Here is a 19,652-nt window from a genome sequence, read left to right on the forward strand (position 1 = left end):
CCATTGGTTTATTAAAATTTTGGCAAGTTTTATTTTATTTTTTTACAGTATTTTTAATAAAACATTGTTTTTATAGATTTTAATGAAATCAAACACGATGTAATCACCTTTTTATGATCAATTTGTTAATTGAATTCAAATTTTAAAAACTCGATAATATGCTTCGGATATTCTATTTTATTCAATATATTATTCGGAAATATACAATTCTATCAGTAGTAAATTTTAATTTGTTTCACCTCGACTTCTCACCATTGCGGGCAAGCTGCTCGGTGTCCGTTAGTTTTGTTTTAGAGGGAGGGGAGGAATATGCGGCTGCCCCCAATTTCCCGCCCCTCCCTCTAAATATCCAAAAATCCGGTGGCCGAGCGAAGTCGAGGCCGTTCTGACCTATAGGTTAAGAAGCGGATTATCAAAATATATTATTTGCTCTTTAAAAATTGGGCAATAAAAAAACCATGAAATAGAATTTCATGGTTTTAGTCAATTAACAATAAACCCAAAATAACCTGCTGTAGGAGAAGGATTCGAACCTCCACGGAGTAGTTAGGCAAAATTACGAGCTCGCTAATTGCTTTATTCTATGTTCTCCACCCCCGAGACAGGAGGGCTTGTCTGCCAATTTCAACATCCTACATTGTGATAGAGATCTTTTATCTCTTTTGATGAATCAAATATAGGGAGAGCTCCATCAATTTTGCAAATATTTCAAGATTTTATCTAAATTTTTACAGTTTATTTAATGAAATCGTTTGAAATATGATGATTCGTTAATTTCAAAGGTTTGGGAGGGTTTTATTTTAACGATTCGTTAACAAGATTCTAAATTATTGCTTATTTAATATGGTTTTTCCTCATTTATTAATTATTCAGTAACATAAACGATCATTTGTTGCCATATCAGAAATAAAATCAATCATATTTTACATAGTTCTCCCATTTTTCGAGGACAGATTTAAAATCTTCAGGGAGTGGAGCCTCATAATAAATCCGCTCTTTAGTAACAGGATGGACAAATCCAAGGCTCATGGCATGCAGTGCTTGCCTTGGCATCAATGAAAAACAATTGTCTATGAAGGATTTGTATTTCGAAAACTGAGTCCCCTTTCGAATTTTGTCACCTCCATACATCGCATCATTAAAAAGAGGATGTCCGATGGATTTCATATGAGCCCTGATCTGATGCGTCCGTCCTGTCTCCAGATTACACTGGACTAAAGTTACATATCGAAGTCTTTGCAAAACCTTCCAATGCGTGATCGCATGCTTACCCTGACTGCCATCAGAAAATACATCCATGACCTTTCGATCTTTGGCACTTCGACCCACATGCCCTACGATTGTTCCTGAATCCTCCGCGAGCTCTCCCCATACCAATGCTACATAAGTTCTGTCAATCGTATGATGGAAAAACTGCGCTGCCAATGGCGTCATGGCATCTTCTGATTTGGCAATCACTAAGAGACCCGAGGTGTCTTTGTCGATCCGATGCACCAATCCGGGCCTGCCCTCATTTCCTTTCATCTCTGGTAATTGTTGAAAATGGTAAACCAAGGCATTCGCCAAAGTGCCATTCCAATTGCCATGAGCCGGGTGAACGACCATACCGGGAGGCTTATTTACCAGAAGGAGGTATTTGTCTTCATAGATAATATCAAGCGGTATATCCTCTGGAATCACCTCTGTGTCCCGACGAGGCTTATCCATAAATACCTGAATATCGTCAAGCGGCTTGATTTTATAATTAGACTTTACAGGTTTGCCATTCACCAAAACTGTATCATTATCAATCGCTTGCTGAACCTTGTTTCGAGTGACAAAGGCAATTTTTTCAGTTAAAAACTTATCTATCCGTACTTGGGATTGGCCTTTGTCCACCACAATTCGATGGCGCTCAAACAATTCTAACTCGTCGTCTTCTAACTCTTCTTCGGGCTGTAGATTCATGTCGCAAAAATAGGAGGATGTAACTTAACTTTGGCAAAAGACTTCAAATGCTTCAATCTGAACCAATCCCGCTTCAAATCCTTTCTCATTCACTATTGAATGAAAGGCGAGTTCATGTGGCGGTTTTAAGACTGGATAAAATTCATCCGGTTGTTTCGGGTAACAAATTCTATAAGCTAAAATACAATCTCGAAGAAGCCAAAAGACTGGAAGAAAAGACACTCCTGACCTTTGGAGGCGCATTTTCCAATCATATCTATGCCACTGCTTCCGCTGCAAAATTGGCGGGATTCCAAAGTATCGGAATCATCAGAGCTGAAGACGCAGACAAAGGAAATCCGACTTTGGCACATGCTCAAACAATGGGAATGGAGCTTCACTTTATATCCAGAGAAAGCTATCGGCAAAAGAATTCTCCTGAGTTTTTGAAGAATTTGAAAGCTCAATTCGGGGACTTTTACCTGATTCCGGAGGGTGGAACCAATGAATTTGCCATCAAAGGCACTAAAGAAATTATGTCTGATTCTTATTCTGAATTCACCCATATCTGTGTTTCTATCGGAACAGGCGGCACATTTGCGGGTTTGGCAGCAAGTATTAAAAGCCATCAATCCTTGATTGGATTTTCCTCCTTGAAAGGGGAATTTATTCATGAAGAAATATCAAATCTTCTTGAAACAAATAAAATACAGACCAAAGCATCTCACGAAATACGAACTGAATATCATTTTGGGGGATATGGAAAACATAAAAAGGAACTGATCAACTTTATGGGTTGGTTTTACGAGGAATTTAAAATGCCTCTAGATCCGATCTATACAGGAAAAATGGTCTTTGGAACTTGGGATTTAATCGAAAAAAATCATTTTCCACCAAACTCAAAAGTACTGCTGATACACACGGGAGGCCTTCAGGGCAATACTGGATTTGCAGCTAAAACAGGAATTGATCTTCCTATTCTTTGAGCGTAAAATAATCGTCTGCTTCCTGAGGATGAATTTTCAGGACGTTAGCTGAGACCAAGCGAACCAAGGTTTTGGAAGCTAAAAAACGGGGAACTTTGGCAATCCGGGCAAATTCCTTGAGCGTGATTTTCCCACTTTCTGCCAAAGCTTTCATCAGAATCTCCTCCTTCCAGCCGTAGGTAAAAACTGTATCCTTTGGGATTCGGCCTTTTTTCAAGACTTCCCAAACTTCCTTGCTGGCTTGAATACTACGATCCTGAACTCGGATATAGGCTTGCTTGCGATCTTTTTCCTTCAAAAAATGAGGGCGATCCGGACTTTTGGGGATTTTGAATACAGCCACCCCTTTTTTCTCTGATAGTTTTATCGTAAAAACTTCAAACGCCAGATTCGGCAAAATCAAGTCCCGGATGGCTTTCTCCATTACAAAAATTTCTTCCTCAATAAAACGCTGACCACTGACAGTTCCATCATCATCCACACCGATTAGGAGATCTCCTCCCTCAGTATTTGCCAAGGCGATCACTTCCCTGACAATTTTCTCAGGAAAAGCTGCCTTTTTTTTGAATTCGATCTTGAGCCCCTCGCCTTTTGCAGCCAGAGCCTTCACTTCTTGAAGGGTCATAAGTTCGGATGATAAAGTAAAATGAATAGACGCTATTCTGCCACTAAACGAATTATCTCTTGAAATTCGGATGGAAGACCGAAGACGGGAGACCGAAGAGGGCCTAATATTAAAGTTTGAGCCCAATCCTTATTTTATTTTTTATCCAATGGGAGAGAAGCGGATATATAATTAAAATGAATACTAGTTTCCAAGTCCCCGGCCGAGTTCAGCCAATCGGGATTTTTGGGATTGCCACTCGTCTCTCAGTCGGGCAGCTTCCATGAAGTTTAGCTCCTTGGCAGCTTTCTCCATCTGCTTTTGAGTTTGCTGAATCAGTTTCTCCAGTTTGTCTTTGCTTAGGTATTGTACTACTGGATCCGCTGCGATTTGTGCCTCACCCGGCATAGGTTCGGCGTAGATTTTTGCATTTTTCTTGGAATCTGCCACCTTGGTTTGACCCATGATCTTATCTCTGGACTTGATCACGGTAGTTGGTGTGATGCCATGTTCAGCATTGTATTCGATCTGAATTACCCTTCTCCGTCTGGTTTCATCCATTGCCGATTGCATAGAGTCGGTGATTTTATCTGCATACATGATCACTCGACCCTCGGAGTTTCTTGCTGCACGTCCGATGGTCTGCACCAGCGAGCGTTCATTCCGAAGGAAACCTTCCTTATCTGCATCCAAAATTGCAACCAAGGAAACCTCGGGAAGGTCAAGTCCCTCTCTCAGCAAATTAACCCCGACCAAAACATCAAATACGCCTAATCTCAGTTCACGCAAAATTTCCACTCGATCTAGTGTTTTCACTTCAGAGTGAATGTACCGTGACTTTACACCAGCTCGCTCAAGGAATTTCTGGAGTTCTTCAGCCATTCTTTTGGTCAAGGTAGTCACCAAAACGCGTGCATCCGTTTTGATTGTCTGATCGATTTCCTCCAACAGATCATCAATCTGATTTTGGCTTGGCCTTACTTCAATCGTCGGATCCAAAAGCCCGGTTGGACGGATGATTTGCTCGACCACGATCCCCTCTGTCTGCGCAAGCTCGTAGTCTGCGGGTGTTGCTGATACATAGATTACTTGCCCTGTCATCCCCTCAAACTCTTCAAACTTCAGCGGTCTGTTGTCCAAAGCAGAAGGCAATCGAAATCCATAATCAACCAAGTTGACCTTTCGGGATCGATCTCCACCCCACATCGCACGAATTTGCGGTACAGTCACATGACTTTCGTCGATAACTAATAGATAGTCATCCGGAAAGTAATCCAACAAACAGAAAGGGCGAGTTCCCGGAAGTCTTCGATCAAAATATCGTGAGTAATTCTCTACACCTGAGCAATATCCTAATTCGCGAATCATCTCCAAATCAAACTCAGTTCGTTCCTGAATTCGCTTAGCTTCCATGAATTTTCCCTCTTTTTCGAAGAAATTCACCTGTGCCACCATGTCATCCTGGATTTCATGAACGGCTGTATTTATAGTGTCGCGTCCTGTCACAAAGAGATTGGCAGGGAAAATAGAGATGATCTTTTCGTCGGAAATTTTCTTTCCAGTATCAGGTTCTACACGCTGAATGGCCTCAATTTCATCCCCCCAGAAAAAAATACGATAGGCAAAATCCCCATATGCCACATGAATATCCACGGTATCCCCTTTGACTCGAAAGGTTCCGTGAGTGAGATCCTGCTGAGTTCTGCTATAAAGGATATCGACAAATTTGAATAACAGCTGATTTCTTGGAATCCGGTCACCCTCTTGGAGTCGGATTACATTTTTGCCAAACTCGGCAGGATTCCCAATACCATAAATGCAGGAAACCGATGCCACCACGATTACATCCCGTCTTCCTGTCAAAAGTGAAGAAGTCGCACTCAATCGGAGTTTTTCGATTTCCTGATTGATGCTCAGATCTTTTTCGATGTACGTTCCCGAACTTGGGATGAAGGCTTCCGGCTGGTAATAATCGTAGTAGGAGATGAAATATTCGACCGCATTTTCCGGAAAGAATTGTTTGAACTCCCCGTACAACTGCGCTGCCAGAGTTTTATTATGACTCAAGACCAAGGTTGGTCGTTGGGTCTGTTGGATAAGATTTGCGATGGTAAAAGTCTTCCCAGAACCAGTCACCCCAAGCAATACTTGTGCAGCATCACCTTCGTTCACGCCCTCCACCAATTGCTTGATGGCTTTGGGCTGATCGCCGGTGGGTTGATAGTCTGAGGTAAGTTTGAAATCCATAGCTTATTGCCAACACCAAAAAGAGGGAAAAAGGTTTTCGGAACGCTGAAATCAGGTGTTATTAATTTTACTTCTTATTTAGAAAACAGTTGTTCTAAAACTAGAAAGTTTCTCCCAGCCTTCTAAACATTTCTATTGTATTGCAAAATCTTATACCAAAAGCCTTGCATGGTTCAGGAATCTTTATTTTGTTTTTTTGATTTGGATTGCTTGTTTCATGGGTAACTACAATTCTACTTTCTTTATTGGACAGACAATAGGCTAGTAAAAATGCATCTGCTTCTTCAGCATCTAAAAATTCATTTAAAGCATTCTGCATATAGTGGTCATTTTTTGAAATGGCCCATGCTGATATTTCTCCGTAGGAGGCCATTATTTGTGAGGTGTCCTTAAAAAAGTCTTCAGGTAAATTATTCAAACACCACTCTTCTAGCGCATCATTTTTATCATAAAGCTCATTTTTGACTTTGTCAATACATATGATTCGGCCATTTACAGCCAAGTGCTTAACTTTATTCCAGAAACTAAAAGCAACATCCAAAGGATAACTCGCTCTGTGAGCTTGTATAAAAAAATTGCTATCTAGAACATAAATTTCCATTCCATTTAAAAGTGCTTTGAAAAAAAGTTTTGAAATGTATCACCTTTTAAGCTGGTGAGTTTGTAAGCATCACGATACAATAAATTACCGCTTTTTACAGCATTATTTACATGAGAAGCAAATGTCATACTCAATCGCTTTCTCGTAGTCGCATAAAAATCACCACCAGAACTTTGGTTATCTTTTTTTAGGAATTCTCTTTTGGAATAATCATTATAAAATGCAAAGAATTCTTTCTTACTCATCTTTCCTATGTCCAAAGCTCTTCTAGCAATAACAATTTCACTTACTTTAAAGAAACGAGAAGCATGACTAAAGCTTGGTTTCAGTCTCCATACTTTATTAAAAGCAATTTCAGGAACTAAAAATTCAGCAGCTACTTTGTCACATAGTTTTTCAATCGGGTCGTCCGCGGGCAGAAGTTTCCTAAAATCGAATCCAGCACTATGCCCTGTCCAAATATGAGCTAATTCGTGGGCTATAGTGAACATCTGTGCAGATTTCCAATCCGAATTATTGATAAACATGAAAGGAGCCATTTCATCAACTAAAACAAATCCTCGGCAATCATCGACTGGAATTATCCGATGCCCATTATTTTCTACAACCCCATTAAAAACTGTAATAATTCCTCTATCCTCGATATGAGATACTAAATGGTTTTGAGCTTCTTGCCAGGTTTTAAACCCACTTGCCCAAGTTTCAGGTAAATTTAAAGTCCTGCGTATGTCTCTAACAATTTCCTTAATGTCCGTTTTATTCTCAAATTTTCCGACAAAAGAAAGTGGTCTAAATTCATTTTCGATTAAGTAACTTTTTAGCCAATCTTGTCTTTGCTGCAACAACAAGATAGTATCGTAGACATTTATACTCACTTTTTGAGCCTTTTTGCCATTAGTCCTGAAAAAAGGGATCGGTAGGTTCTCTTTTGGCGGTTCTGACAAAAAAAAGTACCCAAATGGAAGGTGAACTTTTTTAGAAAATTCCTCTAGCTGTTTGACTGTTGGATTCTTTTCGCCTATTAACCAGAGTTGAACCTTAGGAAATTTTTCTGTAAATGTTTGTAACTCATACCCCGCACGATCTATTGCCCAGGTAAGAATGTTCACATTAACATTAACTTCGTTTTTCATTTGATTGTAATTTGATTCTTAAAGGCCATACCTGCCTGCCGGCAGGCAGGTGGAATCTTCGCACCTGCCAAAAGGCCAGCAGATGGTTGATAATCATACTTCTGTGGATGCTCTTAGTTATACCTGTCTACCTTAGGCAGGCTCGATTTCATAATACCAATTTAGTAAAATCTCAAAACCCAAAAACTTAAACAGAACTTTCTTAATTATCTGATCTTGTTTAACGGAATTCAGCGCTTTACGGTAACTCCAATATTATAATACAGATAATTCGTCCGCAGGATAATCACCAAAAGAATCGGAATCAAACTTGGATGGAAAGACTGCCAACCCAAAATCCAGAAGACGACCGCTGCATCAGCCATAATCAAGGCAAATAGCAGATATTTTCTTACCCAAGGTTGCAACTCCTTTTTCAATAATCCCCAGGCTAAAACCAAGTGTCCGGGAAATACCCAAAGGAGATTCCAGTTCCATTTGGTAGCCGAATGGTCTGTAAAAAACCAAAGGAATGTAACCACCAATCCCAAAATCCCAAGAATAGAGAAAAGGGCAACATCAAATCCCAGGAAGAGGCGCTTCTTCTTATGTCCAAAAAAGGTGATCCCGGTAAAAAGAATGGCTACTCCCCAGAAAATGAAATAGGGGTTAATCGGATCCATTTTGAATTCTTCATCAGGATATTGCAAAATCACCCGTGACTCCTTCACCAGCGGTCTGGTCGGACCATCTCCCACAATAGACGCATTGGCAAAAGCGGTTTCCATGTAATCGGGTAAAAACTGCGCTTCCCTATCACTGGCTTTCCGATCGATGACAGAACCCAAAGCCAGATCTATCCCCAGATCAGCCCAAGGCAAAGGATAAACGTATTCATCAATTAAGTTTCGGAAGGTCTTCTCCTCCATTCTGGACGAATCATTCCAAACCAACTCTTTCCCAAGAGCAATTTCAAAAGCATCTCTGATTTTGGTAGCGCAATTATTGAAGAAAAAATCATAGCGGTAATATCTTCTGTCGGGACTATAATGTGCCCATAGGTGCTGAATCAGGAGATCCTTCTGCTGTTCATTCAAACTTAAAATCTGCTCCCTCACGTCACGCTGATAATAATCGTACTCCCGAATAAAATCCGTGTAGGTACTCACGCTGAGCATATAGTCAAGCTTGCCCGTCGCAAATTTCCCGTAGAAGTTTGGGGTTTTGAAGTCAAAAGTCCCGAAGTTAAAAATCAAATCCTGATCTCCTCCGATCTCTCTCATCCGAATAGCACTATGACCAAAACTGCTATATAGCTCCTTTCCGGGATCGCAGGTGAGAAGACTTATTTCATAGAGTTGAGCTTTTGCTGGGGCTAAAGCGGTGATAATCAACAAAAAAAAGAGGAAAAGTGATTTATTTTTCGCTTTCATTTTATTAACTTAAAATACTTTTTTCGAAACCTAAATTTTTATGAATAATAATGATTGTTCTATCTCGTGGAAGGTGTTTTTTATCCGCCGAATATACAGGTTATTCCTGGCAGTTGTTGGAGTGTGCCCAATTCTACCGACCTCATTTTCACAAGAACTCAATGCATACAAAACAATTATTTCAGGTGACTTTCCGGACATTTCCATTTGGAATGTTTGGGATGGTTTCACTTGGAATCCTGCTTTATTTAAACCGGACGAAACTAATGATATCTACATCGATCAAACGCATACCCTCAGACTTGTTGGAAATGAGTCAGTAAAAAGTGTTTTTATAAATGCTGAAACGGGTGCCGCTCAAAAACTTAATCTGAATGGTCACAACCTGGATATTTTTGGAACGCTTCAGGCCTTTTCGGGGGCAGCTCCTGGAACTCCCGGAAATGCTTGGAACAGTCAAAATTGGATTGGAAATAATGTGAATAGTACATTGACTTTTAAGGGAAATAGTCGGACTCTTATTCAAAAGGCTAGTTGGAGTGGGCAAACTACCCAAAGTCGATTTTCTGTAATTTTTGAGCCTGATCTCGGGGAACAGTTTGTTTTGGAAGCACCTTTTAAGGCTCTGTCATTTACAGTTAGATCTGGTCAAATATTGCAAAAAGTGGATACATCGGTCCTACCAAATGTTTGTTTTACACTTTCTTTCAACACGGAAACCACAGTTTTTGGAACAGGACCATTTGGAGAACTAATCATCGAATCAGGTGCAACATTCATTTCAGAATGCAATGCAAATATTCTTAATCGATCCACAAGTGGAACAACAAGCGCACTCAACTTCGACCTTCAAAACGGAGGGACCCTTATTTTGGATGGGGCAAACCCCAGAATAGAATCTGCTAACTTTCAGCTGAATGGAAGAGTAATCTATCGAGGTGGAACTACTGCGAAAACCTACCTATCCAGTTCATATGCTGATGCCACAATTCCAAATGCTGTTCGGGATGTCGAGCTTCAAGGAACACAAAACCTAACCTTGCCTCCTACTTTATCACTTTTAGGAGATTTAGAAAAAAGTGGAACCGGCAACTTTATCGCGACGGCAACCAGCCTGACTTTGCTTGGAGGCTCAGATCAGGAGGTCCTAGGTTTCCCACTTGTTGTGAGAGACCTTAATTTGAATAAAACCGGGGGAGTTTTTTATCCAAATGCTAATCTCACTGTTCAACGCAATCTCACCCTGACTCAAGGCCGGATGGATCTGGGATGGAATGATTTACTAATAAACACTGGATTGGCAGGATCACTTAATTTTTCCGGAGGTTCTTGGAGGAATATTGGGAAGCTCACCTATTTCGGAATTCCATTCAACCTCAATGAAACAAACTCCACATTCCCTTTTGAGGACACGCAAAACGGAGGAATCCGAAAAGTGCAGCTTTTAGGAACCTCAGCTGGAGGAAATCTCTCTATTAATTTTACAGAGTATAAAGGTGCGGAATACAATTCGGGATTTACCGATAATGATGATACTGAAATTTTGTACAGGCTTTTCAGCTACTTCCAATTCTCGGATCTCACTCCCAGTTCAAATCCACTGGAATTGAGAATCTCTGCAGCCGATCTGATCGTGGATAATGTGGACGATTTAAGAATTGTTGGGACAGGATACGCTGCACCCGGGTCACATTTACCGGGGGAAGATCCTGTAAAATTATGGGCAAGGCGGGACTTGACTTTTACGGAGCTGTTGGATGTAAACTTTACTATAGGCAGTTATCGAACCCTTTCCATATTGCCCGTGACTTGGCTGGAAAAAAGAGCTAAATCAACAAGCGCAGGGAATCTAATCACCTGGAAAGTCGCAAATGAAAGGGATAACCTGCTATATGAAGTATATAGCAGTGTTAATCCCACAGCAGGAGAATGGGCAAAAGTTGGGGTGATCAATTCAATGGGAGATACAGATTCACCCAGAGAATATCAATTTCTTGACAACTCAGCCCAGAAATTTCGAGATACTTATTACCGAGTTCGGCAGGTAGATTTCTCAGGAAGATCGACTTGGAGTGAGGTGACGAAAGTTGCTATTTCTAAAGAGTTGCTTCCAAAAGACCAACTCATAATTTATCCTAACCCATATTTTTCAGGAAATTTAAACCTGATTCTTCCAGATTTTATAGATACTTCTGAAGCTGATCTGATTCTTCAGGATTCGCAGGGTAAGGTGATTTTTCATTCCAAATTCCTTGTAGATAATCTTTCTGATTTGGTCACGAATCTCGCCCCGGGCTTGTACTTGATCAGGGTAATTTCAGAAGGGAATGAATTAACAGGCAGGTTAATGAGGCGATAGACCTGGAGGGAATTAATTGGCACCCCTATGAAAGGTACACTAAGAATAGGTTTGAACTGAGACTCAATACTGGAATGGCACGGGGAAACAATTTGAAAGTTCTTTTCCATAAATAGGAATGTGGCTTTAGCCCGTTCCTCCGAGAATTATCATCAAAATCGGGCTTAAGCCAAATCAAAACAGTCAAGGAAACGGGGAAATATGAATTAATATCAATAAATCACAAGAGATCATATTTTTGAATATCCACGTACGCCCTTTGACTGATAGAAATTATCCTTTCAAGGACTTTTGGATTAAGGGGGAGTCGAGTTGTATAAAATTGGAGATCAGATGCAAAGCCCGGCTTCAGGAGAAGCAGGGCAACCAAGCTTTAGTAAATTGAGACATTGTAAAACTCAATACACTTTTATTTAAAGTGAAAATGCACTTTTCACCCTTTTTCCTAACTTACTTCGCAAACCCCAACCCAACCTATGACCTTTGTTTTTGTATTGCTCAGCATTGCGATCCTGGTGCTCCTGATCGTATGGGCCAAGCTCAATCCTTTTCTGGCCTTTCTGATTGCCTCCATCGCCGGAGGTTTAATGCTCGGCCTTCCCGCAGATCAAGTCGCCAAATCTGTCCAAAGAGGAATGGGCGCCATGTTGGGTGATCTCGTAATCGTCATTATCACCGGTGCCATGCTCGGTAAACTTGTTGCCGAAAGTGGGGCTGCGCAACGAATAGCCGGATTTCTGATGAAGATCTTTGGAGCGAAGCACATGACCTGGGCAATGGCTTTTACAGGTTTGATCGTGGGAATTCCGCTTTTCTATAATGTGGGTTTTGTGCTACTCGTACCACTTGCCTTCACCGTTTCCTATCAATACAAGCTCCCGGCAGTTTATGTGGGAATTCCATTGCTTGCTGCGCTTTCAGTGACGCATGGTTTTTTACCTCCACATCCCTCGCCAGCTGCTTTGGTTTCTCAATTCGATGCAAATATGGGGCTGACACTTTTCTACGGTTTTATCATTGCCATTCCTACCATCATCATTGCGGGGCCACTTTTTGCACCTTTTCTCAAAAACATCAAGTCCCAGCCACTCAAAACTTTTCAGGCCGAACCAAAACCAGAGCACGAACTTCCGGGAATCGGAAACAGTATTTTCACCGCTTTGCTACCCGTAATCTTACTGATTGGAACTACAGCCCTAAGCTTGAATATTTCCAAGGAAGACCCCTTGAGCCCCTTTGTTTATTTTATCGCTGATCCGGGGATAGTAATGCTGGTTTCCTTGCTCTATGCGACTTATTCGCTTGGTCTTCTCCGGGGTTCCTCTATGGTTAAGCTCATGGATATCTATACCGTGGCTACTAAGGATGTCTCCATGATATTACTAATAATAGCAGGTGCAGGTGCCCTTAAGCAAATTTTCACTGATACAGGAGTAAGCTTAACCATTGCTGAGAGTCTGAAAACCTGGGAAATGCATCCGCTTATTCTAGCTTGGCTAATTACAGCCGTGATTCGCGTGTGTGTGGGTTCGGCCACAGTCGCAGGCTTGACAACTGCCGGCATTATTGCTCCACTCGTCACTACGATGAATGTAGATCCAAACCTGCTGGTACTTTCGATCGGTGCAGGCAGTTTGATGTTTTCCCACTTCAATGACGGGGGATTCTGGATGTTCAAGGAATATTTCAATGTCAGCATCAAGGACACTATCAAATCCTGGTCGCTGATGGAGACCATCGTCGCTGTGGTGGGATTATTTGGCGTCCTGATTTTAGATCTTTTTGTCTAATTTCATTTTAATAAATATGACTATTCAGAATGTTGTACGTATGCTTTAGAAACCAGATTTAATTGCGGTTTGAATCCCCCTTGCCCCCTTTAAAAAAGGGGGAGTTTGACCCAATTCATCATTAAAGCCAAATTCTAAATAGGTATGTGCATGATTGCGGATACATGAATTAAAAAATAAATAATATGGAAACCCCTGAAATAAACTTTACCAAACTTGGACTTACGCTCCCTCCTGCCCCAAAGCCTCTTGGTGTGTACAAACCCTGCCTGATTGATGGAAAATATCTCTACCTATCAGGTCACGGAACGGTAAAGCCTGACGGATCACTGATCATCGGCAGAATAGGTTTAGATCTGGATATCGATCAAGGGAAATTAGCAGCTAGACAAGTTGGTCTTGCCATGCTTGCGACCATCAAAGCCAATATCGGCTCGCTCAACAAAATCAAGCGAGTAATCAAGGTTTTGGGAATGGTGAATTGCACTCCAAGCTTCGAGCGACATCCTTATATAATCAACGGCTGCAGCGAACTATTTGCGAGTGTGTGGGGAGAGGAAAATGGAATTGGCGTACGATCAGCTGTGGGAATGGGTTCTCTCCCGGATAACATTCCGGTAGAAATTGAAGCTCTTTTTGAGCTCCATGAAGGGCTTTAGGGATTAACCAAGTCTTTATAAGATTCGAAGAGATTCAAAATATCCCGAACATAATTGACTGCGATATGTCCTTTTGCAAAGCCACTTTTGACCATAGGATCCCGATAAAATTCGGGATCGCTTTTTAATTTGAGGAAGTAGGCGACATCCTCCCAACTTTGCGTGTTTTTCCCATATTTAAGAGTCAGCCTCCAAGCATCTTCTACGTGACCTTGTCCGATATTATAGGATGCAAGGATAAACCGTATCCTTTCATTTGTATCCGGCACACGTGCTCTCCAAAATTTATCCAAGTATTGTAGGTATTTCACACCACCTTGAAGGGACTGAAAAGGATCACTTGGATCGGTAACTCCAAATCGCGCAAGCGTAACTGGCATCAATTGTAATAATCCCTCTGCCCCGGCATAGGAAAGCGCAGTGGTATCAAAACCGGATTCCTTGTAAACCAAAGCCGCAAGAAGTCTCCAATCCCAACCCAACTCCCTTGAACTTTCTTGAATCAACTCATCAAAGATTGAAATTCGATTTCCCGCCAAAGAAGAGTAAGGGCTGTTCGTTCTATAGAAATTATTGCGGGGACTAAGAAAATATTTAGCATATAAATCAGGAATGAATCGATTCTTTTTTTCACCCAACCAAGAATTGATTTCTTCCAAAAGGTGAGGGGAATTTTTTCGAACTGCCCACGCTACCGTTCCGTTTTCAGAAACTTTGAGTGATGCGTCCAAGCCTGGGTAATAGGTTTGATTGGCTTTGGCAATGTTGCGATCCGCAACGGTCCATTTAATTTTTTTATCAGCAATCTGATCAATCAGGTTTTCTTCGTGATCAACTGTCTCCAGTATGGTAAAACTTAGGTTGAGGGAATCCTTAATTATTTCTAGCTGATCCGGATAAACTGTACCCTTTCTGATATAAATAGTGTCCGCTCCTATTTCCTGCCAAGTGACCGTTCTTTCATTTGGCTTTCGCCCTACCACCACGCTGCTCATTGTTCCCAGATAATTGGTGAATGATGCCCGAGTATTTCGTCGTTTAGTATTTTCCAGATTCATCGCAATGAGGTCGACTTTGCCGGATTCAAGGTATTCAAAGGCCTCATCAATATCATCCAAGACGACCAATTCAAGCTGAACCCCAAGACTTTTTCCTAAATCCCTTAAAAGCTCATACTCGTAGCCCATTCTTCTTCCTCGATAAATATAATAGGCTGTGGAGTTATTGTCAACGGCAGCACGAAGTGTACCTCTGCTCTTAATTGACTGTAAATCAAATATATAGGGCTCCTGGAAAACCTGCTGAATTCGGTTTTCAAAAAATGTACATTGTACTCCGGCAAAAAGTAATACCAATGTAGAAACAGTAGCTATAATTAGTTTTTTCATTCCAAGGGAGGAAGACCCCTGATGGTTAGAAGGGCTATTTGGCAAAGGCTATGCCAAAATAAAAATAAAGCGATCGTTAAAAAAAGCAAATAAAAAACGGGACATACATTGCCCCGTTTTTAAGTAGCAGTTAATGCTCAGGGATTTATGAGAAAATCCTGACTGCTGTTTTCAAAGAAGATTTTACCACTGAGCCTTTTTAGTTCAATTTCCTGCTCTTTTATAGAATAGATGGCAGTGATCAGTCGGTTTTCAGCAGTAAGGAGGTTTACTTGCGCGTCTCTAAATTCTAGATAGGAGGCAATACCTAATCTGAAACGTTCTAAAGCAATTTCAGAATTCTCTTTAGCTACCTCATAGTTGACCTCTTCAATTTTCAACAATTGGAGGTTCTTGGTGTAGATATTATAGGACCTTTGAATATCAGATTTCAATTGAATTTCATATTGATCCAAGGAATAGTCCTGAATCCGCTTATTGACTTTAGCACTTTGTATTCTTCGGTTTAAGGTCAAGCCACTGAAAAGATTAAAAGAAATATTTCCTCCATAATTCAATCCTTGTCTTTCATTTTGGATAAGGAATCCTGCGTCGGAATTAAATACCTGATTGGTGAAAGTGGAATTCAAATTAAGGCCGGGAAGACGTGAGACTTGTAATTCTTTAATCTGGAGATATGCATCGTTATTTAGCCTCTGATTGACCAGCAAGAGTTTATTTTCAAGAAAAGCGTTTTCCGTTAGAGATCCCAATGACAGACGTTCCCCCAAAGTGATAGTAGAATCCTGAATAAAATATTCGATACCGGGATCAACTGCCATCAACTCATTCAGATTAACCCTCGAATTTTGAATGATTTGCTCTTGAGTAATTAATAAACTGGAGTCAGCATTATAATCAACCTGTGCAGTCAGATAATCCCTTTTGCCTGCACCACCCAACTCATATTGGGCTTGAGCAATATTTAAACGCGCTTTACTAAGTAGGAGGGTCTGTTTTAATACTTGATAACGCTGAAGCTCTAGAATCAATAAATAATAAGCTGTAGAAATTCCTGCGACCGTATTCTCTACAATTACTTTTGAATCCAACTCACTAATCTCTGATAACACACCCAATCGCTTCATTGTGATAATGCTTTCGGGCCTGAAACCATAAATTCCGACAAAGCTGTAGGATTTATTTTTTGATTTGGCATCATCTATTTGACGGGGATTCTCTGGGTCACTGACAAAAGTCTGCGTCACATCTTCTATTGAAAAAGAACGTAAATAAGTGGCGTCAACGGTTGGCATAAAGAATGACCCAACCCCGATTTTCTTATCCAGATCCCTAAGGGCTATATTTTCAACTCCAATTTTGACTTGGAGATTATTTTCCAAACCAATCTGAATCGCTTTTTCAAGATCCAATATATCCTGAACCTGAGCTCGTAAATTCGAGACACAAAAGCTCAAAATGAGCAAAATCGCTAATTTCTTCATTAAATTCTTGCTAATCTTCCTTTTTTGGAAGTGAGGAAAGTGTAAACGGCAGGGATTATAAACAAGGTCAAAATCGTGGCAAAAGCCAGACCGCCGATTACTGCAGCGCCCATGGGTACCCGGCTTTCTGCACCAGCACCCAATGCCAGTGCGATTGGTAAAATCCCAAGAATAGTAGATAAACTCGTCATCAGAATTGGTCTGAAACGAGCTACAGCAGCTCCATAGATTGCTTCCTGCACATCCATCCCTTGTGCTTTTCGCTGATTGGCAAATTCCACGATCAGGATTCCATTTTTGGTCACCAAACCGATCAACATGATTATCCCAATTTGACTGAATATATTAAGCGTAAAGTCAAAAAACCATAAGGTAGCCAAGGCCCCAAAGATCGCAAGAGGAACGGTAAACATGATCGTCAGTGGATCCAAGAAACTTTCGAACTGAGCCGAAAGAACCAAGTAGATCAAGATTAGAGCAAAAACGAAAGCAAACAATAAGCTGTTGGAGCTTTCTCTAAATTCCTTGGAAGGACCGGAAACATCCGTAGAGAAAGAATCATCCAATACCTCCGCAGCAATTCGATCCATTTCATCCAATCCAGAACCGATAGTCAATCCTTCTGCAAGGTTTGCCGAAACGGTCGCACTTACAAAACGATTGAATCTATAAAGCTGTGGAGGTGTACTCTTCTCAATCACTTTCACTAGGTTATCCAGCTGAACCAACTGATTATTTTCTCCCCGCACATAGAGCATTCTAAGATTGACAGGTTCATTTCTGTCTTGAAGCCGCATTTCACCCAAAACCTGATATTGCTTACCATCACGGATGAAATAGGCAAATCGCTGACCTGAGTAGGATAGTTGAAGTGTCCTGGCAATCTCCTGTACTGATACTCCCAAGTTTCTGGCTCTCTCTCGATCAATCTCTATTTCCAGTTCAGGCTTGGTAAACTTCAGGTTGATATCAGAGAAAATAAAGAATGGACTTTTGCCTACTTCTTCCATAAAAGGCGGAATTGCCTCTTTCAATTTTTCAATTGTAGGCGCTTGTATTACATATTGAACCGGTAATCCACCTCTTCTGTCACCTATGGATACGGGCTGCTGAGCAAAAGCTCTCACAGCTGTTTCATTTCTCAATTTAGCATTGATACTATTGAAAATTTCCTGTTGGGTTCTTGTTCGCTGATTTGCATCAGTAAGGAAAAGTCTGATAAATGCAGAGTTAGTATTCGCTGTACCAAATCCTGGAGAAGTTACACTGATTACCGCGAGACGTTCACTATCGGGGATTTCTTCCATAAACTGATCTGTCAGTTTATCCACAATATTGCCCATGTAGCCAAAGGTGGCTCCTTCAGGTCCTGACATATTAATTCTCAATTCAGACCGGTCTTCTGTGGGAACCAGTTCGGTGGGGATTTGTGAAAGCAAAAAATAAATGCCTAATACTACTGCTCCAATCATAGGAAATGCGATCCATCGAACCTTCATGAATGCTCCAAGCGCCGCATCGTACAGGTCATTTAACCATACATAAAATGGCTCAGTGAAATTGTAGAAAGCATTTTGTTTCTCACGACGCTTGAGCAATTTGGCGCTCAACATTGGAGTCATGGTTAAGGCCACAAAGGAAGAAATAATCACGGCACCTGCTACCACGATTCCAAATTCTCGGAAGAGTCGGCCGGTAGTACCTGTAAGGAAAATAACCGGAAGGAATACTGCCGCCAAAGCAACAGTAGTTGCAATTACTGCGAAGAAGATTTCTTCGGATCCCTTTTCTGCGGCTTTAAGAGGATTTTCACCCTTTTCTATCCGGGTGTAAATATTCTCCAAAACTACAATCGCATCATCGACCACTAGTCCAATGGATAAGACTATTCCAAGTAAGGTCAATACGTTGATGGAAAAATCCATGATATACATGATAAAAAATACCCCTATCAAAGAAATCGGAATCGTAAGTACCGGAATGAATGTCGTTCTCCAGTCTCGGAGAAAAAGGAAGATAATCGCAACCACCAAAATGAATGCGGTGATAATCGTTTCCTGCACTTCAGCTATCGAACTTCGGATATATTTGGTAGAATCAAATCCTATTTCGACTCCTACATCAGCTGGCAAATCCTTCTTGATAAACTCCAACCTGCGATAAAACTCATCGGCAATTTCGATGTTATTAGACCCAGGTAGTGGTACAAGAACTACCGCAACCATGGGAACCCCGTCTCGCTTCAGTACTGTCTTTTCGTTCAAAGCAGTTAACTCTGCACTTCCTATATCCTGAAACCGAACAATATTACTTTGATCCTCCTTAACAATAAGGTTATTAAATTCTTGCGGTGAGCTCAATCTACTTTTGGTACGCACTGATAACTCTATACTTTGACCCTCAATTCTTCCTGAAGGAAGTTCTACGTTTTCACTTTGAACTTTTTGCAAGACATCCAATGGCGTGATACCATAAGAAGCCATTTTGAGTGGATCCATTCTGAGACGGATCGCATATTCCTTTTCTCCCCAGATCTGGATTCGACTTACACCAGGAATGGTCTGAAGCCTTTCCTTGAATATATTCGAAGCTATGTCAGAGAGCTCCAAAAGACTTCTATTTTCACTCTTCACATTTACACCTACAATTGGCTGAGAATCGGCATCCGCCTTCGATACAACTGGTGGGTCTGCATCCGGAGGTAGGTTTCGCTGCGCACCGGAAACTTTATCTCGGACATCATTGGCCGCGGCTTCCAAATCCCCCCCCACTTCAAATTCAACGGTGATGTTACTTCTACCGTCTGCACTGATTGAGGTCAAAGATTTAATCCCTTGAATACCGTTGATTTGTTCTTCAAGAGGTTCGGTGATCTGTGCTTCGATTACGTCAGCGTTGGCCCCTACATAAGTTGTACTGACATTGATCACAGGAGGGTCTACGCTGGGGTATTCACGAACACCCAAAAGAGAAATCCCAATTCCACCAAAAAGCAGAATGATGAGGGACATCACGATGGCCAAAACTGGCCGATTGATGCTGATTTGAGATAAGCTAGCCATG

At 41.1% G+C, this 19,652-nt stretch carries 13 protein-coding genes; 4 read left to right on the forward strand and 9 right to left on the reverse strand.

The window, feature by feature from the left end:
- Positions 1 to 912: 912 nt before the first annotated feature.
- On the reverse strand, positions 913 to 1,947 hold the full coding sequence (locus tag ACK4HU_RS14970; RefSeq protein ID WP_409808079.1) for an RluA family pseudouridine synthase: 1,035 nt from the start codon (positions 1,945 to 1,947) through the stop codon (positions 913 to 915).
- A gap of 47 nt (positions 1,948 to 1,994) precedes the next feature.
- On the opposite strand from ACK4HU_RS14970, the gene ACK4HU_RS14975 reads away from it, so the two are divergent.
- Positions 1,995 to 2,912 (forward strand): 1-aminocyclopropane-1-carboxylate deaminase/D-cysteine desulfhydrase, encoded by a 918-nt coding sequence (locus ACK4HU_RS14975; RefSeq protein WP_409808080.1) that lies wholly within the window; start codon positions 1,995 to 1,997, stop codon positions 2,910 to 2,912.
- Here ACK4HU_RS14975 and ACK4HU_RS14980 read toward each other — a convergent pair.
- The 5 genes from ACK4HU_RS14980 to ACK4HU_RS15000 form a co-directional block, all read right to left on the reverse strand.
- Positions 2,902 to 3,537 carry a helix-turn-helix domain-containing protein gene (locus ACK4HU_RS14980; protein WP_409808082.1) on the reverse strand — a complete coding sequence of 212 codons (636 nt, stop codon included), beginning with the start codon at positions 3,535 to 3,537 and terminating at the stop codon, positions 2,902 to 2,904. The two genes, ACK4HU_RS14975 and ACK4HU_RS14980, sit on opposite strands and share 11 nt — an antisense overlap.
- Positions 3,538 to 3,720: 183 nt before the next feature.
- Positions 3,721 to 5,763 carry an excinuclease ABC subunit UvrB gene (gene uvrB / locus ACK4HU_RS14985; protein ID WP_409808084.1) on the reverse strand — a complete coding sequence of 681 codons (2,043 nt, stop codon included), beginning with the start codon at positions 5,761 to 5,763 and terminating at the stop codon, positions 3,721 to 3,723.
- A 100-nt stretch (positions 5,764 to 5,863) separates the two neighbouring features.
- Positions 5,864 to 6,364: a DUF4411 family protein gene (locus ACK4HU_RS14990; protein ID WP_409808086.1), complete on the reverse strand. Its 501-nt coding sequence runs from the start codon at positions 6,362 to 6,364 to the stop codon at positions 5,864 to 5,866.
- 5 nt (positions 6,365 to 6,369) lie between these two features.
- Positions 6,370 to 7,497: an ImmA/IrrE family metallo-endopeptidase gene (locus ACK4HU_RS14995; RefSeq protein ID WP_409808088.1), complete on the reverse strand. Its 1,128-nt coding sequence runs from the start codon at positions 7,495 to 7,497 to the stop codon at positions 6,370 to 6,372.
- Positions 7,498 to 7,727: 230 nt separating this feature from the next.
- Complete coding sequence (locus ACK4HU_RS15000; protein ID WP_409808090.1) at positions 7,728 to 8,909, reverse strand: DUF4105 domain-containing protein; 1,182 nt, start codon at positions 8,907 to 8,909, stop codon at positions 7,728 to 7,730.
- Positions 8,910 to 8,949: 40 nt separating this feature from the next.
- On the opposite strand from ACK4HU_RS15000, the gene ACK4HU_RS15005 reads away from it, so the two are divergent.
- From ACK4HU_RS15005 to ACK4HU_RS15015, 3 genes are all read left to right on the forward strand, one after another.
- On the forward strand, positions 8,950 to 11,268 hold the full coding sequence (locus ACK4HU_RS15005) for a T9SS type A sorting domain-containing protein (protein WP_409808091.1): 2,319 nt from the start codon (positions 8,950 to 8,952) through the stop codon (positions 11,266 to 11,268).
- Positions 11,269 to 11,744: 476 nt separating this feature from the next.
- Entirely contained in the window at positions 11,745 to 13,058 is a 1,314-nt protein-coding gene (locus tag ACK4HU_RS15010) for a gluconate:H+ symporter (RefSeq protein ID WP_409808093.1), read from the forward strand.
- A 185-nt stretch (positions 13,059 to 13,243) separates the two neighbouring features.
- Complete coding sequence (locus ACK4HU_RS15015; protein ID WP_409808095.1) at positions 13,244 to 13,717, forward strand: RidA family protein; 474 nt, start codon at positions 13,244 to 13,246, stop codon at positions 13,715 to 13,717.
- Here the strand turns inward: ACK4HU_RS15015 and ACK4HU_RS15020 are convergent.
- From ACK4HU_RS15020 to ACK4HU_RS15030, 3 genes are all read right to left on the reverse strand, one after another.
- Positions 13,714 to 15,105 (reverse strand): transglycosylase SLT domain-containing protein, encoded by a 1,392-nt coding sequence (locus ACK4HU_RS15020; RefSeq protein WP_409808097.1) that lies wholly within the window; start codon positions 15,103 to 15,105, stop codon positions 13,714 to 13,716. The genes ACK4HU_RS15015 and ACK4HU_RS15020 overlap by 4 nt on opposite strands.
- 137 nt (positions 15,106 to 15,242) lie before the next feature.
- Entirely contained in the window at positions 15,243 to 16,589 is a 1,347-nt protein-coding gene (locus ACK4HU_RS15025; protein WP_409808098.1) for a TolC family protein, read from the reverse strand.
- On the reverse strand, positions 16,589 to 19,651 hold the full coding sequence (locus ACK4HU_RS15030) for an efflux RND transporter permease subunit (protein ID WP_409808100.1): 3,063 nt from the start codon (positions 19,649 to 19,651) through the stop codon (positions 16,589 to 16,591). The genes ACK4HU_RS15025 and ACK4HU_RS15030 overlap by 1 nt, the downstream gene beginning before the upstream one ends.
- Between the last annotated feature and the right edge of the window lies 1 nt (position 19,652).

The sequence above is a fragment of the Algoriphagus sp. genome (genome assembly GCF_046296635.1).
Taxonomy (GTDB): Bacteria; Bacteroidota; Bacteroidia; order Cytophagales; family Cyclobacteriaceae; genus Algoriphagus.

Coding starts and splice junctions, on each gene's coding strand:
- ACK4HU_RS14970 (WP_409808079.1), bottom strand. CDS start 1,947: ATGAATCTACAGCCCGAAGAAGAGTTAGAAGACGACGAGTTAGAATTG.
- ACK4HU_RS14975 (WP_409808080.1), top strand. CDS start 1,995: ATGCTTCAATCTGAACCAATCCCGCTTCAAATCCTTTCTCATTCACTA.
- ACK4HU_RS14980 (WP_409808082.1), bottom strand. CDS start 3,537: ATGACCCTTCAAGAAGTGAAGGCTCTGGCTGCAAAAGGCGAGGGGCTC.
- uvrB (WP_409808084.1), bottom strand. CDS start 5,763: ATGGATTTCAAACTTACCTCAGACTATCAACCCACCGGCGATCAGCCC.
- ACK4HU_RS14990 (WP_409808086.1), bottom strand. CDS start 6,364: ATGGAAATTTATGTTCTAGATAGCAATTTTTTTATACAAGCTCACAGA.
- ACK4HU_RS14995 (WP_409808088.1), bottom strand. CDS start 7,497: ATGAAAAACGAAGTTAATGTTAATGTGAACATTCTTACCTGGGCAATA.
- ACK4HU_RS15000 (WP_409808090.1), bottom strand. CDS start 8,909: ATGAAAGCGAAAAATAAATCACTTTTCCTCTTTTTTTTGTTGATTATC.
- ACK4HU_RS15005 (WP_409808091.1), top strand. CDS start 8,950: ATGAATAATAATGATTGTTCTATCTCGTGGAAGGTGTTTTTTATCCGC.
- ACK4HU_RS15010 (WP_409808093.1), top strand. CDS start 11,745: ATGACCTTTGTTTTTGTATTGCTCAGCATTGCGATCCTGGTGCTCCTG.
- ACK4HU_RS15015 (WP_409808095.1), top strand. CDS start 13,244: ATGGAAACCCCTGAAATAAACTTTACCAAACTTGGACTTACGCTCCCT.
- ACK4HU_RS15020 (WP_409808097.1), bottom strand. CDS start 15,105: ATGAAAAAACTAATTATAGCTACTGTTTCTACATTGGTATTACTTTTT.
- ACK4HU_RS15025 (WP_409808098.1), bottom strand. CDS start 16,589: ATGAAGAAATTAGCGATTTTGCTCATTTTGAGCTTTTGTGTCTCGAAT.
- ACK4HU_RS15030 (WP_409808100.1), bottom strand. CDS start 19,651: ATGGCTAGCTTATCTCAAATCAGCATCAATCGGCCAGTTTTGGCCATC.